Genomic DNA, 16775 nt, shown 5'->3' with positions numbered 1-16775 from the left:
AGCCCGAGTCAGCTCCCATCCCTCCGAAGGCACATCAGCTCCTAACATCGCGCCGAGATCGTAACTCTACAGACTATATCCCCAGGCTTCAGCCCCTGACCCTTCAGCTTTGCAGAGATCTGAGCGCCGAGGCTTCTGTTCACTGAGGAATCGAGTGGCCACATGTTATCGATGTGATCGGCACCGCCCAGCTGAAGATCAATCTTGTGATCGATGTCGGTGCCGGGGATGGTTTTCCTCCCATTTGCGCGCCATACATCCGCCGCACTCCCCGACCGTTGCACTTGAGTAACTACAAGCCGATCGGCAGAATTGAGTGCCGCCACCTTCGCATCGGCAGCCGCCCTCTGTCCGGCAGTCCAACTGTCCTTGTACTTGAGGTCAAGCGTAGCCCCGTTGCAATTGTGTACGAGGACCGGCGTGTTGCCGGCTAGCACATAGTACGTGTGGATGTTGGCGACGGTGAGGTTGTGGACGGTGGCCTGCAGGACATCCCAGCGGTCGATCGCCGTGATCTGCACGTACGTGCCGGAGCTGGTCCGCAGCCACTGGCCGGAACGCAGGTCGGTGGCGTCGATCCACTCGCCCAACTCCGGCACCCAGAACGGGTGACCGTCAGTCGCGGTGATCTCGGCAGTCTCCGAGCCACGGTCGCCATCGGTGTCGATGGTGACCTTCACCAGCTTCTTGACACCGTCGCCCTTGATGGCCGCGGAAACCGTCTCGGCCACGGTCTCGCCCGTCTCCGGGTCAGTAACCAGGACCTCGTCACCCGGCTGCACATCCTCCACCGGTTTGGTGGAGCCATCCGCCATCAGGACCCTGGTGCCGGGAACGAAGCTGTTGACCTTGCAGGACCCGCCGCTTGAGCCGCCATCGCCGCGCGCCGTCGCGCCGGAGTCCCCGCCGCCCTTGGAGTCACCCTTACCCGAGCCCCCGCCAGACTTGCCGGAGCCACCACCGGACTTGCCAGCACCCCCACCGGACTTGCCGGATTTGCCGGCGCCGCTGGAGGCCGCCGACGAGCCCTTCGGATTGGATTTCGCCTGGGCGTTCTTTTGGGCTGAGTTGCCGGTCTTCTTTGTGGCGTTGGCTGCCTTATTACTCGTTGTTTGGGCTTTTTGGGCGGCTTTTTTCTTCGCGGCTTGGGCGGCTTTTTTCGCCTTTTCGATGGCCAGCTTCTTGGCGTTGAGCGCCGCTGTCTCCGCCGCCTTGGCGGCGCGTAGCACCCCTTCAGCGACACGTTTCGCCGTACGCCATGCCTGAATCGCGGAGATAGTCCGGTTGACTGCCTTGATTACGCCCGGAATCTTGCCGAGCTTCGTCCAGGGAATCGCCCCGACGATGAGGCTGCCGCACGCCCACATGTCACCGCCGAAGCAGTTCATGGCGTCGTTGATGCCGATGAACTCCTTCAGCATGTACCAGGCCGAGTCGAGGATCACCGACATCAACGAACGGTTCATGTCGGACTGGGCCTGGGCGACCTGCGCCGCCGACAGGCCCGCGCCCGCGAGCGCCGCTGCCTTCTCCGAGGCGGTCAACGACACCGCCAGACCCGTCGGGTCGGAGTGGGTCACCGGGTTGTTGTGGGCGTACGCGTACCCGTTGGACTGCATCGGGTCCGCGATGTCCAGCACTGGGTCGGCGGAGAGGAAGCGGCCCACCACCGGGTCGTAGAGCCGCGCGCCGAGCGGTGTGTAGCCGGAGGCGTCATCCCGCTGGGCACCGAGGAACCCGGTGTGGGTCTGCATGTTGACGCCGATGGGCGCGGCGCCACGCTGGTTACCGAACGGGTCCTGCTTACGGACTCGCACCGGCATCTCGCCCTGGAGGCCGACCTCAGCGTACGGGCTGCCCTGATGGTCACCCGCGAGCGCGACAAGTCCGGTACTGCGGTCGACGAGATACACGTAGCGCATCACGACACCACCCGGTGCCGGATAGGAACGCTGGGTATTGACCAGCGTCCCGCCTCGCTGCACGGTCAGCACCGACTCGCCGAGGTACAGCGTCGCGTGCTGGTCCTGGAAGGTGAGCAGGCGGCTGCCGCCGGGTCCGTAGAGGTGCCGAGTCTCGTTCTGCGCCTCCCACTGCTGCGCAGCGGAATCCGCGTCACAGGCCACGAGCACCAGCGGGGTGAGGTCGTCGGTGGCCGCGTCCTTCACCGCGAGGCACAGCCCGGAAGCCGAGTGCTTGAGCTGCCCGGTGGAGAGACGCTCCAGGTGCTGATCGGTCGACCCGGAACACTCCTGTGTGGCCAAGGCTGACCCGGCTGCATTGGCGGCAGGCTGGACGCACCAGCCGTCATATATGGACAGGGTGCCCAGGTTCGCATCGGCCTGGCCGGGTGCGGGAGCGAAAGTCCACTTCTGCGCGATCGTGCCGTTGCACGAGACCAGCTGTACTGGATTACCCGGTACGCCCCGGCTCAGGTCGATGCACTTGTCGGCCAACCCGACGTAGGCGGTCTTGCCCCTGCTTCCCGCGCCGCTGATCCGGTCGACCTTGCCGTCGTAGGTCCAGGAGAGCACCTGCTGGTCGCCGCTCTCCACGGAGGTGACGACCTTGGTCTCGCCGGTCAGCTCATACAGCCGCTCGGCGACGGCGGTGACCTCCGCGCCGTCCGGGGTCACGTAGTCCTTGGTGACCTTGGTGAGGGTGCGCGGCTGCGTGCCGTCGGCCTTGCCGTAGTCGTAGCTGGTGGTGGCGTCCTTGGCGGTGTCGCCGGTGAGGTCCTTCTCCACCAGCTTCGTGCGATTGCCGAGCAGGTCGTACTCGTACTCCTGCCAGTAGCCGGCGCCGTCGGTGCCGGCGGTCACGGTGTCGCCGGCCGGACTAGCGGCACAGGACTCCTGGTCGGTCGCCGTCCACGCCGTGGTCAGCTGGCCGATCGGGTCGTACGTGAAGCACTGCCGCTCCTCAAGGCCGAGGGAGCGCTCACGGATCGAGGTGACGTTGCCGGCCTCGTCGTACTGGTAGGAGCGGTGCGACACCAGGTTGGCAGCGACGATGCTCTGGTCATCGGTCTGCTCTCGGTGGACCAACTGGTCGGTGAGGGCGCCACTGGCGTTGTCGTAGGAGGCGGTGGTCCACACCCGGTACGGCTGGGCGCCGAGGGTGGAGCGCAGCACCTGCCCGTACGGCGAGTAGACCGTTTCGGCGCCGTACCAGTCCTTACCCGACACCGACAGGGGCAGCCCGTCCCTGGTGTAGCGGGTCAGCAGCTTCTCAGCGGGGAGAGCTCCGACGGCCGGCAGCATGGTCGACTCGGGCAGACCGGTGTCGGTGTACGTGTAGTCGTACCGGTAGGAGGTTTCCAGGCCCCAGGTGTCGGCGATGGAGTCGGGCAGCGTCAGGGTGGTGGAGGTGGGCTGGTAGTCGTCGGTGTACCCGCCGATCGACTGGGTGTACGCCAGACCGTCGGTGTAGCGGGTGGCGGTCGCCGGCAGCCCCTTGCCGCCCGGGGCGCTGTCGTAGGTGTAGGCCGCCAGCAGGGTGCCGTCGCTGACGCCGAGCCGCTGCTCGGTGGGGCGGTGCAGCTTGTCGTAGCTGTTCCAGACGGTGATGTTGCGGCCGTTGGTGACGCTCTCCTGCCGGTCGAACCGGTCGTACGTCAGCTGGCTGGTACCGCTGTTGGGGTCCACGGCGGTGACGAGTCGCCCGCGCTGGTCGTACGTCCAACTCCACGGGTGGGTCTCGTCGGCGGAGTTGGTGGCCTGCACCAGGTTTCCACGCGTGTCGTACTCGTACCGCATCGAGGTGAACTCGGTGTGGCCGCTGTCGGTGAAGGTGTCCAGCCGGGTGGTCCGGCCCATGGCGTCACTGAAAATGCGGTAGGACGCGGCACCTGCCGGGTTGACGACCGTGGAGTGGTCCTCCCCGTATGTGTAGCTGGTGGCCCGCGCCGGCACCTCGACGCCGTCCAGGACCGGCAACTCCCGGGTGACCCGGCCGAGACCGTCGTAGGTGTAGCGGGTGACGTTGGGGACGGCGGTGTCGGCGAGCGGCGTGAAGAGCTGCCCGATCGGTGATCCCTCGGCGTGGTAGGCGTTGCGGGTCTGCCACACCTCGCCGGAGCTGTTGTAGAGCGTGTCGGTGATCAGACGACCGCCGCCGATGGCCTCGGTCTGGCTCTGCCGCTCCCGACCCATTCCGTCGTAGAGCGTGACCGAGGTTTCGATTCGGCCCTCGTGCCCCCGCGCGAAGGTGGTGATGTACGGCGGCTTGCCGTCCGGGATGGCGTACTCGGCCCGGAAGTCCGGGACAGCCTTGGTGGAGGGGGTACGGCCGGGTGCCCACGCCTCGACGAGCCGGCCCAACGGGTCGTACCTCGCCTCGCTGACCAGGCCGTTGACGTCGGTCGTCTTGAGGGAGACGGCCCGGCCCGGCTCCACCTCCCGAGTCTGCCGGTGGCCCAGCGCGTTCTCCTCCGAGACGGCGAAGGCCTGACCGGTGGCGGGGGTGTAGGTGATCGTGGACGTCTCGCCGTCCACGTCGGTTCGGGTCACGACACGGCCGATGGCGTCGAAGCCGGTGGTGCCGTCGGCCTGGAAGCCGGAGCCGTCGCCCTTCAGCGACCAGGTCTCGGTGGCGAGTCCCCGGGTGCCGTCACCGAGGTCGACGCCGTAGTCCGCGCCGTCGTAGGCGACCCGGCTGGCGGAGCTCAGCGTCGTCAGGTCGTCGAAGGTGGCGGCGGTGCAGGTGGTTGGGCTGGAGCGAACCTGCTTGGTCAGCCCGATGAGGTTCTTGTCCAGCCGGTGGTGGTACTCGAGGAAGGCGCACGACTCGTCGCCGGTCTGCGCGGTGTCACCGAGGGACTCGACGTGCGTGGGCAGGCCATGCGTCGTCTCGAAGGTGGTCCTCGTCTCGACAACCCGCTCGGTGCGGGTGTCGTCGCCGGTGCCGGAGGAGCGGGCGTGGGCCACCTGCCGCGGCTCGGTGACCCGCCAGGCCTCCAGCGGGCTGAGGCCGTCGTCGCGGTCGCGACTGGCGAGAAGCTGGGCAGCGGGGTACGTGACGCTGCGGGTCAGCCACTCCCCGTCGGCGTCCTCGGCGCTGGTGTAGGTCAGCTCCTCGGCGATGCGGCCGGCGAAGGGCTTTCGGTCCTTGGCGATCTCAGCGCCGGTGATGTCCCGTACCGAGACGGTGTCGCCGAGTCCCCGGAAGTAGCGGGTGACGGTCTTGGTCTGCGCGCTGCCGATGGCGGGATCGTCGTCGCCGGTGCGGACGGCGACCTGCGCGAAGCCGGCAAACTGGGAGTACGTGCGGGTTGACTTCTTGGTGAACTCCCGCTCGGCGAGCCGCCAGGCCGGGGTCCCGTAGGTGTAGCGGGTGACGGTGGCGACGGAGGCGCCGTCGATCGCGGGCAGCTCCTCGATGCTGTCGACGACGTACTTGTGGAACCAGTCGATGTCCTCGGCTTCCGGGTCCGGATGCCAGTACGACGGATAGCAGAGTCGGGTGTTGGCCTTCAGGCCGGCGGTGTCGCCCTTGCCGGGCAGGTTGGCGCCGGTGGCGCAGTCCCCGGTGGGCACCTTGTAGCTGACGACCGTCTCGCCGCCGTACTCGTTGATGACCCGGGCGATGCGCAGTCGGGAGAAGCCGGGGCGGTGGTCCTGCTTGACCCGGTTCGGCATGTCCTCGACGTTGTGCTCGAAGCGCACCGGGTTGAGGGTGACCTTCTCGTCGGTCGTGCCGTTGCGGGCATACCCGGTACGGGTGATCGACTCCAACCACAGCGCGGTGTTCGGCCCGGTCAGCAGGATCGGGAAGGACTGCGTGAGCTGGTACTCGTCCACCGCCTGCAGCGTGGTGTCGCCACTGCGCCGCTGGGCCGAGGTGGTGATCTTGTCGAGACGTTTACGGGTGAAGAAGGACGGCCCCGCGTTCCAGCACTTCTCGCCCGCGGCGCACCGCAGGTTGGCCGGGGTGTCGTACCAGATCCGGTAGTGCCCGGGGTCGGAGCTGGTGAAGTTCTCCTCGCTGCAGGTCAACTCCCCCTCGTCGAAGCAGCGCTCGGCGACGGTGAAGCCAACCCGGGCCAGGGGGGCTGCGGTGAAGAGGGTGTCCCGGCGTTGCCCGTATTCGATGCGGGAGAGGTAGCCGCCGCGGTCGTACTTGACCGGGTCCTTGAAGTTGAAGTTCCGGGCGTAGTAGTTGGTCTCCTTGCCCCACCACAGGGACATCGCGTTGCCGTTGATGTCCTCGACGTAGTCGAGACCCCAGCGCCAGGCCTGGGTGCAGAAGGAGCCCGCCCAGTTGCCCTCCTTGTAGCAGGGCTCGCCAGCGTGGTTGCCGTAGACCGGCACGGTGAGGACCGAGTTCGTCACCGGGTCGTCGGCGCCCGAGCCGTGGTCGGACCATCCGGGAAGTCGGTGCAGGCCGAAGTGGTAGCGGGTGCCGTCCCGGGTGGTGACGATCCAGTACTCGCCGTCCGCGTCCCCGTTGGCCCGGCCGGTGTCCGTGCGTAGCTCCACCGTGGAGCCATCGCCGTTGGCGGTGAACCAGCGCTCCTTCTCCTCGTCCCAGACCAGCTCGGTGGTCATGCCGCCGAGCGACAGCGTCGCGTTCGGTGAGCCCCAGCAGAGGTCGGCGGTCCGGTGCTTGGAGTTGTTCGCCCCCGGCTTCTTCGAATCCTGCCGGCAGTTGGCGTAGCTGCGGGTGATCGCCCCCGCGTTGTAGTCCCAGCCGTCACCGATCCAGGACGCCTGGTTGTTCGTGGCGGAGGTACGGCCGTCCACCGACTGCGACGAGTAGGAGAGGTTTACCTTCGGCATCAGGCCACCGGCGGTCTCCGGCACCTGCACCTGGTATCCGTAGGTGAACGCACCGGAAGAGGAGCCCGCCGCCCAGGACCCGGAGGAGAGCAGGGGCGTGGCGGTGAAGTCACCGGCCGTGGAGCCACCGGTATCCAGCACACCCACCACACTCGAGCCCGTTGACGACGTGGTGGCCCTCGTCGCGGCGACGGCGCTCGCGACACCGGCGTTCACCGCGGTGGCGACGCTCGCGGTACCGGCACTCGCAGCGGCGGTGTCGGCAGCGGCCGTGTCAGCGCCCGCGGCACCGGCGCCCGCGGCGGCGGTGTCGGCGCTGAGGAGTGAAGCGACGGGGACCGTACCGGTGACCACCCGCCGGGTCGGCTCGTCCGCAGCCGCGGAGTTGTTGGTGGGCGCGTCGTCGGCCGGCACCAGCTCGACCTCACTCGGCACGGCCTGTGCGGCAGCCGGGCCGGTCAGGTCAATCGGGGCGGCGGTCCGCGCCGACACGCCGCCGCCAGTGCCGCCATTGGTCGCACAGTCCCCGCTGTCCGGGTCGTCGTAGACACAGTCCGGCAGCAGCACGACCCCGAAGCGGTCGGCCGCCTGCGGGCCGTACAGGTCGGCGAAGGGTGTGTAGTCAACGCTGAGCGCGACCTCGGCGGCCGGGTCCGCGGTCTCCGGCGGGGTGAGCTTCATGATCAGACCGGCGACCCCCGCGTCCTGCGACGCCTCGGGTGCGGCCAGGTCCACATTCCAGGTGCCGGCGAGGTCGGCTGGGTCGCCCTCCTCCGGCACACCGAGGGCGATCGGGAGGTCATCAACGGGCCGGCTGTCGCCCGCGGCGAGACCGGTCAGGTCCACCACGCCGCTGTCCTGCTGCCAGGGGTCAACCGCCTGCGGCACGTACGGGTCGATCGGCACCTCGGGGGCGGTGGTCAGGTCCGTCTCGGCGCCCTCGTCCCGGTCGACCCGCTCGATCTCCGGCAGGTCGGGCAGCTCGACCTGCTCTCGAGTCATGCCCGATCCGGGTACCGCGAACGCGGCGGCGGGCAGGCTGGTCACCGCCAGGGTTGCCGTGAGCGCCAGGACGAAGGCCCGGCGGGTCGGCCCCGCCAGGCGGCCCGACTCCGTCGGGGTCCGCCGGTCGGACGGCCGTCGGAACAACAAACCGGTACCACGCATACCCGTCGACTCCCGCGAGGACGAAAGAGAAGGCACGGATTGAACCGCGCAGAACACGCGTCGGACGCGACACGTGCGTGTGCACTCTGCGGCATACGCCCGCCCTGCTCAAGGCGTCAGTCAGACCAAGATCCAAAAAAAGTGATCTTAGCCACGGGATACTCCTGATACAAAGCTAAGAAAGATCAAATAGCCGGCACGGGGGCATGAAGTAGGCCAAGATCCGCACACAGCACGGACAAAATCGCCGATAAAGTTCATTTAGCCTGACCTCACCGCTGAGCGACGACACTGGGTCACAGGTCAATAACGTTCGCGGGTCACCCAACTCGCTCGTTTCCGTGCGATCGTGTGCCCGCGTTCTGCCCCCCTGACCCACCGACGGGGCTGCTTGCCGCGCCTTTCTGTCCGCCTGGCCCCCACGGGAGGGGATCGCCGTGACCGCGCCTCGCCTGCTCAGTCCCTTCGTGCGTACACGCACCCGGCTGACCCTCACCATCGGTCTCCTCCTGACCGCCGTCGTCGCCGCCCTACTGCCGTGGTGGCCGGGAAGCGGCGACTCCCCGGAGGGGGTCTCCCGCATCGCGGCCGTCCCGCTGAAGGACGAGGCCGCCGCGATGGCGCAAGCGCTCCGCACCGGTGAGGAGGTACTGGTCGAGACCGCCACCACCGCCACCGCGCTGACCTGGGCACTGCCCGACGGGCAGCTCCGCTCCGCCTTCAACGCGACGCCACAGCGGACAAAGAACGCCGCCGGCCGGTGGTCGCCGATCGACACCACGCTGACCCGTACCGGCGCGGCTCCGGACGGCCTCGGCATCCGGCCGGTCAACGCCCCCTCCCCCGTCCGCTTCTCCGCAGGCAGCAGTGCAGCCGACAAACCCGACAGCTCTGGTGGATCCGGCGGATCCGGTGGCTCCGGCGGGGGCCAGGCGCAGGCAGAGGACAGCGAAACCGTCCTGGCCGAAGCGGAGGTGGACGGCCACACCGTCGCCTTCACCTGGCCCGGACACCTGCCGGAACCGGTCCTCGACGGCCCGCGGGCGCTCTACCCCGAGGTCCTACCCGGCGTTGACCTGCTCATCGTCGCCCGCGACGTGGGCGGGTTCGGCCAGTTGCTGGTCGTCAAGAACCGCTCGGCCGAGACGATCGAGGCCGCCAGCGCGGTGACCTACGGGCTGACGTCCGCAACCGCGCGCTTCCGCCACGACGCCGGCACCGGGGGGATCCAGATCCTGGACCAGACCGGCCAGGAGGTCGGCTCCATCCCCACCCCGTTCGCCTGGGACTCCGCTGGCCAGGAGCGCCCGGATGCCGAGATCCGCACTGCGGTGGACACCCCCGCCGACGTACTGAACCTCAGCGGGCTCACCGGCAACGAGCCCGGCGCCCGGAGCGCCCAGCTCCCCACCCAGGTGGACGGCGACGGCACTGGTGCGCTCCGCCTGCACCTGAATGCCGCTGCCACTGGGCTCCTGACCAACCCGGAGACGCTCTTCCCCGTCTTCCTGGACCCGACCCTCAACAGCGGGGTGGTCGACTGGGCAACCGTCTACTCACAGCACCCCAACACCAACACCTGGAATGGCACCAACTTCAACAAGGGAACTACCGTCGCGCGCGTGGGATACGAAAAGTCCACTCCGCTCCGAACCCGATCGTTCTGGCGGATGCGCTTCAGCACCTCCCTGCGCGGCGCGACGGTCAGCTCGGCGACCTTCAAGGTGTTGAACGAATACTCGTGGAGCTGCACCAATCGGGAGATGCAGCTGTGGCTCGTCGGCGCCATCTCCTCCGGCACCACCTGGAACGCCCAACCCAGCTACATGACCCTGCAGCAGAAGCTGTCGTTCGCCAAGGGCTACAGCAGCGACTGCAGAGGGGACTACGTGAGCTTCAACGTGAAAAACGCGGCCCAGCAGGGGGCCAACAACGGGTGGGCGAACATCAACCTGGGCATGCGGGCCACCAGTGAGTCCGACACCCTGACCTGGCGCAAGTTCACGGCGAAGTCCGCGACGCTGACGGTCACCTACAACCGCAGGCCCAATGTCCCGACCGGCCTCACCACCTCCCCCGGGGGTGCCTGCGCCCCCGGCGGGGTCAGGGTCGCCAAGACCGACCTCACCCTGTCGGCGAGCTCCAGCGACCCGGACGGCAACCTGAAGGGCCTGCGCTTCCGCTTCTGGAAGAGTGGTTCCCCCTGGCCCACGGGCACCCTGATCACCACCACCAGCGCCGGCAAGGCCAGCCTGACGATCCCCAGCAGCACCCTGGTTGACGAGGGCGTCTATCTGTGGAATGTCCGGGCCGAAGACACCTCCAACGCGCCCTCCAGCTGGAACCCGCCCAGCACGCCCTGCAAGCTCATCGTCGATGCCTCGGCACCACCGGCGCCCGATGTCAGCAGTGACGTCTTCCTGGAAGCCACCCCCGACGGCGCCACCTGGGCGACCGTGAAGTTCGGAGAAACCGGGCCGATCACCTTCGCCGCCGCTGACGCGGCACGGTTCGAGTACGCACTCAATGGGGTCAACTGGACCTCGGTGACCGCCACCGGCGGCACCGCAACGGTGCCCGCCCTCAAACCCCGGCACGGCGGGCCCACCAACCTGCAGGTGCACGCGTACGACGCGGTGGGGAACAAGAGCGAACGCACCGACTACCACTTCTACGTGCCGCCGCGCGACACTGCCGACGGGCCCGGGGACACCGGCGGCGACGGAATCCCCGACCTCCTGATGATCGACGCCGGCGGCACGCTACGTAACTACCCCGGCGACGTTGACGGCGAACTGGAGGCCGCGCAGGTCGCCTCCTACGACGAGAACGGCACGCTCAACCCACCCGGTCACTGGTACGACCCGGAAACCGACCAGGCAGCACTGATCACCAAACACTCCGACGTGTATCCCGGCGACGGCTCCACCGACCTGTTCGCCCGAACCCCGGACGGCGGCTTCTGGCTCTATCCCGGCGACGGGTACGGCACCTTCAACGTTGACGACCGGCTCCGCGTCCTGCTTCCGCCAGACACGCCCGATCCCGCGACCTGGATCCAGATCAAGGCGCTCGGCGACATCACCGGCGACCGCCGTCCAGACCTGGCCCTGCGGGCCGGGGCCGGCTTCTGGGTGCTCAGCGGCTACACCGGGTCAAGCTTCCAGGAAGCGATCCTGATGGACACCGGCCCATGGGAGCGGCGCCAGATCGTCAACATGGCGGACGTGGACCTGGACGGCACTCCAGACCTGCTCTGGCGCGATCTGGATACCGGCTACATGTACCTCCGCCACGGCAAGCCCGGTCCAGTCTCCGGAAGCGTCGACCTTGATTCGCTCAAGCAGGCCGACGCCTCCCGGGAAGGTGATGTTTCGTACGGCGGCAACTGGACCGAGACCAACACCACCGCCGTCCTCGCGATCCCGGACTTCAACGGGGACGACGTTCCCGACTTCTGGGTCCGGCGATCGGACGGATTCATCTGGGCCTACCACCCCTCCACCACCGGCACCGGCGGCCCACAGTTGGCTGCCATTGCCAGCGACTGGAGCGAGGTCAAGGCCTTCGGCTGACCGCGTCGCGGGGGCCCGGCAGTCGCTGACCGGGCCCCCGCGACCCCATCCCCAACCCCAGCACGCGCAGTGCTGGGGTAGCCCAGGGACAGATCGACAGTTATCTTCGCTGCATGGATCGGCAGGCGACCTCAACGTCACGGGCTCGACCGCAGACCAAGCTCCCGCGGCGGGTGGACGTCGCCGTCGTCGGCGCCGGGCACAACGGGCTGGTGTCGGCGATCCTGCTGGCCCGAGCCGGGCTGGACGTGCTGGTGCTGGAGGCGGCCGACGTGGTCGGCGGCGCGGCCCGCACCGAGACGCCGTTTCCCCGGGTGCCGGGGCTGCGCCACTCCACCGGGTCGTACCTGCTCGGGCTGATGCCCCCGGAGCTGCTCGCCCGGCTCGACGTTCACATCCCGGTGCTGCGGCGCGACCCGCACTACTTCCTACCCACCCCCGGTGGGCCCGGCTCGCCGTACCTGCTCTTCGGCGGTGACCCGGCCGCGACCCAGCGGCAGTTCGCCGAGTTCTTCTCCCCCGCCGATGTCGCCGCCGACGCCGCACTCCAAGCCGAGCTGACGGCGCTGCGCGCGGACCTGGCGCCGGCCTGGCTGGCCGAACCGCTGCCGGTCGAGGAGACCGCCGAACGGTACGTCCGGCCGGCGCTCCGCCAGATCTTCGTCGACCTCGTTCGCGGCTCGGTCGTTGACTACCTGGCCCGCTTCGACTTCCACTCCGAGCTGCTGGTCAGCATGTACGCGGTGACCGACGGCCTCTCCGGGGTCAACGCCGGGCCGGACGACCCCGGCACCGGGCACAACTTCCTCGTCCACAACATGTGCCGACTTCCCGGCTCCGACGGCACCTGGATGATCGCCAAGGGGGGCATGGGCACCGTCTCCCGGACCTTCGCCGACGCCGCGCGCGCCGCCGGCGCGACCATCCGCACCGGTACGCCGGTCAGCGCGATCACCCTCGACGGGGGTGCGGCCTCCGGTGTGCGGCTCACCGACGGGCAGACCGTTGCCGCCTCCGTGGTGCTGGGCGCCTGCGACCCGTACCGGCTGCTGGAGCTGCTCCCCGACGGCGCGCTCCCGGCGTCGCTGACCGACCGGTTGACGGCGGTCCGCCGCCCCGGCACCACGCTCAAGCTCAACCTGGCGCTGACCGGGTTGCCGCGCTTCTCCTGCCTGCCGGAGACCGCCCCCAGCCCGTTCGGGTCTACCATCCATCTGCTGCCCGGCTCCGAACCCGGCCCCACCCGGGACACGCCGCTGGCGGGGTTGCGCGCGATGTGGGCCGACGTGCGGGCCGGGCGGCTGCCGCCGGAGCCGACGATCGAGTGGTACCTGCACACCACCGTCGACCCGACACTCTCCGACGCTGCCGGGCACCACTCGTCGGCGCTATTCGTGCAGTCGGTGCCGTATGCGTTGGCGGGCACCACCTGGGACGAGGCGCTACCCGGGTACGTGGCGCGGCTGGTGGCGATCTGCGAGCGGTACGCCCCCGGCACCGGTGCCCTGATCGCCGACGCCGTACCGCTGGCCCCACCCGGCATCGAGGCGCACTTCGGCATCACCGGTGGGCACATCCACCACGTGGACAACACGGTGTCGTTCACCGACCGGATGCCGTACTTCACCGGGATCGACGGCGTGTACGCGGGCAGCGCCGGCTGTCACCCGGCCGGCAGTGTCATCGGCGCGTCCGGCCACAACGCCGCCCAGCGCATCCTCACCGACCTCGGACGGTGAGGATGCGCCGGCGGAACAACCGCCGCGCAGCCGAAGCAGTGCGGGAGCGAACGGGGATCAGTTCGTCGTCTCGACGACCGGGGCAGGGGTCTGCTCGTCGGCGCGCTGGGCACGGATCTTGTGGCCGACGCTGGTCAGGCACCGTCCGCTGGCCAGGTCGAAGCGCCAGCCGTGCAGCTGGCAGGTGAGCTGGTCGTCCGCCACGATGCCGAACCGGCTCAGGTCCGCCTTGAGGTGCGGGCAGCGCCGCTGCACCACCCAGTCGCCGAGGGTGATGTCCTCCGCGTCGACCGCCCGCTCGTGCTCGTCGTACCAGCCCTCGGCGTACTGCAACCGCTCCTGGGAGAGGCACTTGAAGAAGGCGTAGACGAACTCGTTGTACTGGCCGATCCGCGCCGCGGAGAACCGACAGGACAGGAAGAGCGAGTTGACCCAGTCCACCTCGCCGATGTGCAGGAGGTGCTCGATCAGCGCCCGCTCGGTGCGGAACCGGTAGCGCACCTTCTCGTCGGCGTACGGGCGGACCTGCTTGCCGGGGAAGTCCACCACAATGGACTCGACGGTCTCCGTACCCGCGTCGTCAACATCGACCAGGTCGAAGCGGACCGGGCCACCGACCCCCTTGGCCAGGTAGATCGACTCGTTCAGCAACGGCTCGATGCGGCGCTGCATCTCCGCCAGGACGTCGACCTCCGGGTGCCGCCAGGACGCCTTCTCCGCCGCGATGATCGGCCGCTTGCGCTCCCGCATCTCTTCGAGGTGGGCGACCTTGTTGGCGAAGAACTCCGCCACCGGCACCGGGTGGATGGTCTCGCAGCCGTCGGCGGTGACCTCGGCGACGCTGCCCGGCAGCAGCACCACCCCGTTGGTGCCGCCGACCTTGGCGTACTCATCCAGGAACACCGACTGGTCGGGGAAGATGTTGCCCTCGTCGCCGTGGATGTCGTTGAACTGCCACAGCGCGTCGTCGAGGAAGCACGGCGGGCCGGCGATCGGGAAGACGTGGTCGGCCTTCAGGTCGTCGATGTAGCGCCAGGTCCGGTCGAACTGCCGATCCCGCTTCTGCTTGCCGAACGCGGTCTTGGCGGCGTTCGGCAGCTCGTAGACCATCGGATACCAGATCGCACCGGAGAACTGGAGCATGTGCGCGTGCACGTGGCCCAGCTCGGTGAAGACGCTGAGATCGGTGGGGCGGGCGTCGTTCTGGTTGAGCAGCCGGACCCCGTCGTGCTCCACCCAGAGCGACGAATCCCCGATCGGACCGTCGGTCGGGCTGGTCAACGCCTGGATCATGACCTTGAGGCCGCCACCCAGGTCGACGACCTCCTCGTTCGGCGCCTTCAGGAACTGGGTGAAGCCCAGCTCCCGCAGCTCGTCTTCCATCTCCGAGGTCGGGAAGGCGGGCAGCAGTACGGTAGCCCGCTTCGACACGTACCGCTTGAGGTGCGCCGCGTCGAAGTGGTCCCGGTGCAGGTGCGAGACGTAGAGATAGTCAACGTCGCCCAGCGCCGCCCAGTCGAGTTGGGAGTTGTCGGGGAACGGAAACCACGAGGCGAAGTACGCCGGGTTGACCCACGGGTCGCACAGGATGCTCCCCGCGGGAGTGTCGATCCGCATGCTGGCGTGCCCGGTACCGGTCACTCGCACCGCAGTTCCCCCTCTAGCAGACATAACAAGGTTCACGTCAGAACCTACCGGAGCCCCTCTCACCATCACGCCGCGACGCCGGTAGTGCCGTCCATGGGCGACAACGCCCTCCGTTCCGGCCGGTACGGGGCTCCCGGCGTCCCAACGAACCGGTCCGGGAGATGGTCGGACCCAGCGCCGGGGCCGGTACCAGGCGTGCCAGACTTGACCGCGGATCAGATCACGAGGGAAGGACCAACAGTGGCAGGAAGCGAGCCGGTTACGTCTCCGGACCAACACAAGCCCGGGCACCGCAGGTCCGGCCGGATCGGCGCGGTGGTTGTCGCGCTGTCGCTGCTGGCAATGATCTGCGGTAACCACGAGGGCAGGATCGAGGACCTCTGGCTGATCGGCCTCGCCGTTCTGCTGCTGGCCATCGTCGTCGGCGACATCGTGCTCCGGCGCAACGGGCTTCGCCCGTAGCGCGCACCGTCAGCCACAACGCTGTGGCCCGCTCCCCGGAGTCCGGGGAGCGGGCCACAGCGTTGTTCCGGGTCAACTCGGCGTTAGTCCGGGGGCAACGACCGTTGGTCCGGGGTCAGCGACCGTTGGTCCGGGGTCAGCGACCGAGCAGGACGTCCTGCACATTCTTCAGGGCGGCGTCAACCTCCTCCTCGAAGTAGCCGCCCTGGACCAGGCCGAAGCGGAGCGTGCCCAGGTCGCGCGGGTTCACCGGCATCGGATTCCGCCCCTGCATCCCGCCGAGCAGGCTGTCGAAGAAGCGGTCTACCTGGTCCGGGTCGTACCCGCTGCCGAAGCGACGAACCTGGAAACTGCGGCGAATCTGGTCAACCCGGTAGAGGTCACTTCCCGGCGGTCCGGCCATGGGCGGACCCCCCATCGGGGGGCCGGCAACCCCCGGTGGAGCCGCCATCGGTGGCCCGGGGACCGCCGGTGGGTTGCCGAAGCCAGGCTGCGACGGAGGCGGCCCGGCGGGCCCGGGTGGGTTGCCAAAGCCAGGCTGCGACGGAGGCGGCCCGGTGGGCCCGGGTGGGTTGCCGACGGGCGGCGGGCCCCCGAAGCCGGGCTGCGGTGCGGGCGGCGCGCCCAGCTCCCGCCCTCGCTCCGGCATCCGCATCTCGGTCGTCATGTCGGCACGCCCGTGCCGACCGGCCTCGAACCCGTCAAACCGCGGCTCGTCGGGGCCATAGCCGCCGGTAGCCGGGCCCCGCGCCGGGCTACCGGGACCATGCGGGGCAGCCGGCCCACGGGGCGGGCCACCGGGACCGTGCGGGCCACCGGGACCGTGCGGGGCGGCCGGCCCGCGGGGCGGTTCGTAGCCGCCGCGGGGGGCGTCGTAGCCACCGGCGAAGGAGCCGGTGGTTTCCTCGTACCCACCGTACGGGCCCCCGGGCTGCGCCGGCATGAACCGGGGTGGCATCGGCTGTTGCTCCGGGGCGATGCCCCGCTCGTCGTGTCTCGGTGGACCCATCCGCTCCGGCGGGCCGAGTTGGTCGGGTGGACCCATCCGCTCCGGGGGACCCATCCGCTCCGGGGGACCCATCCGCTCGGGCGGACCCATCCGATCCGGCGGACCCATCCGCTCGGCCGCGTGGGGATCGGTGGCCGGAGCCGAGAGGCCGCCCTGCTCTTCCAAGTCGGCGAGCTGTCGTTCGACCCGGTCGAGGTGAAGATCGACCTGCCACTCGTCATAGCCGTTGAATCGGACCCGGAAGACGACGTCGTGAACCTCCTGCGCGGAGACGGGCGCGCCCACCGGTTGCCCGTCCAGCGTGGCCTCGACCCGGTCGAGGAAGACATCCACCTCGTCAACCTTGTATCCCCGGCGCAGCGACTTACGCCGGAAACGCTGACCCTGACTCGCCACT

6 protein-coding genes are annotated in these 16775 nt (G+C 69.0%); 3 read left to right on the top strand and 3 right to left on the bottom strand.

Annotation, left to right across the window (positions count from 1 at the left end; genetic code table 11):
- Positions 1-41: 41 nt before the first annotated feature.
- The gene (locus tag SALPAC4_RS0116095; RefSeq protein ID WP_019871189.1) at positions 42-7946 is read right to left on the bottom strand and encodes an RHS repeat-associated core domain-containing protein; all 7905 of its coding nucleotides are present in this window, start codon (positions 7944-7946) and stop codon (positions 42-44) included.
- 437 nt (positions 7947-8383) lie between these two features.
- Between SALPAC4_RS0116095 and SALPAC4_RS0116090 the strand changes: the two genes are divergently transcribed.
- A complete protein-coding gene (locus tag SALPAC4_RS0116090; RefSeq protein WP_019871188.1) occupies positions 8384-11521 on the top strand; it encodes a DNRLRE domain-containing protein in 3138 nt (1045 codons plus the stop codon).
- Positions 11522-11634: 113 nt separating this feature from the next.
- Positions 11635-13260: a phytoene desaturase family protein gene (locus SALPAC4_RS0116085; protein WP_019871187.1), complete on the top strand. Its 1626-nt coding sequence runs from the start codon at positions 11635-11637 to the stop codon at positions 13258-13260.
- 57 nt (positions 13261-13317) lie between these two features.
- Here SALPAC4_RS0116085 and SALPAC4_RS0116080 read toward each other — a convergent pair whose 3' ends face one another.
- A complete protein-coding gene (locus SALPAC4_RS0116080; protein WP_027644429.1) occupies positions 13318-14907 on the bottom strand; it encodes a Rieske 2Fe-2S domain-containing protein in 1590 nt (529 codons plus the stop codon).
- Positions 14908-15102: 195 nt separating this feature from the next.
- Here SALPAC4_RS0116080 and SALPAC4_RS26655 point away from each other — a divergent pair, with 195 nt between their 5' ends.
- Positions 15103-15369, top strand: a complete 267-nt coding sequence (locus SALPAC4_RS26655; RefSeq protein WP_026185340.1) for a DUF2631 domain-containing protein — start codon at positions 15103-15105, stop codon at positions 15367-15369.
- A 136-nt stretch (positions 15370-15505) separates the two neighbouring features.
- Here the strand turns inward: SALPAC4_RS26655 and SALPAC4_RS0116070 are convergent, their stop codons facing one another.
- On the bottom strand, positions 15506-16774 hold the full coding sequence (locus tag SALPAC4_RS0116070) for a DivIVA domain-containing protein (protein ID WP_027644430.1): 1269 nt from the start codon (positions 16772-16774) through the stop codon (positions 15506-15508).
- Position 16775: the final 1 nt, after the last annotated feature.

Source organism: Salinispora oceanensis (genome assembly GCF_000383575.1).
In the GTDB taxonomy this organism is placed as follows: Bacteria; Actinomycetota; Actinomycetes; order Mycobacteriales; family Micromonosporaceae; genus Micromonospora; species Micromonospora oceanensis.
This window is presented reverse-complemented; position numbering and strand designations above follow the sequence as displayed.

What these genes read in the sequence shown, in the direction of transcription:
- SALPAC4_RS0116095 (WP_019871189.1), bottom strand. Translation starts at nt 7,946, where the DNA reads ATGCGTGGTACCGGTTTGTTGTTCCGACGGCCGTCCGACCGGCGGACC.
- SALPAC4_RS0116085 (WP_019871187.1), top strand. Translation starts at nt 11,635, where the DNA reads ATGGATCGGCAGGCGACCTCAACGTCACGGGCTCGACCGCAGACCAAG.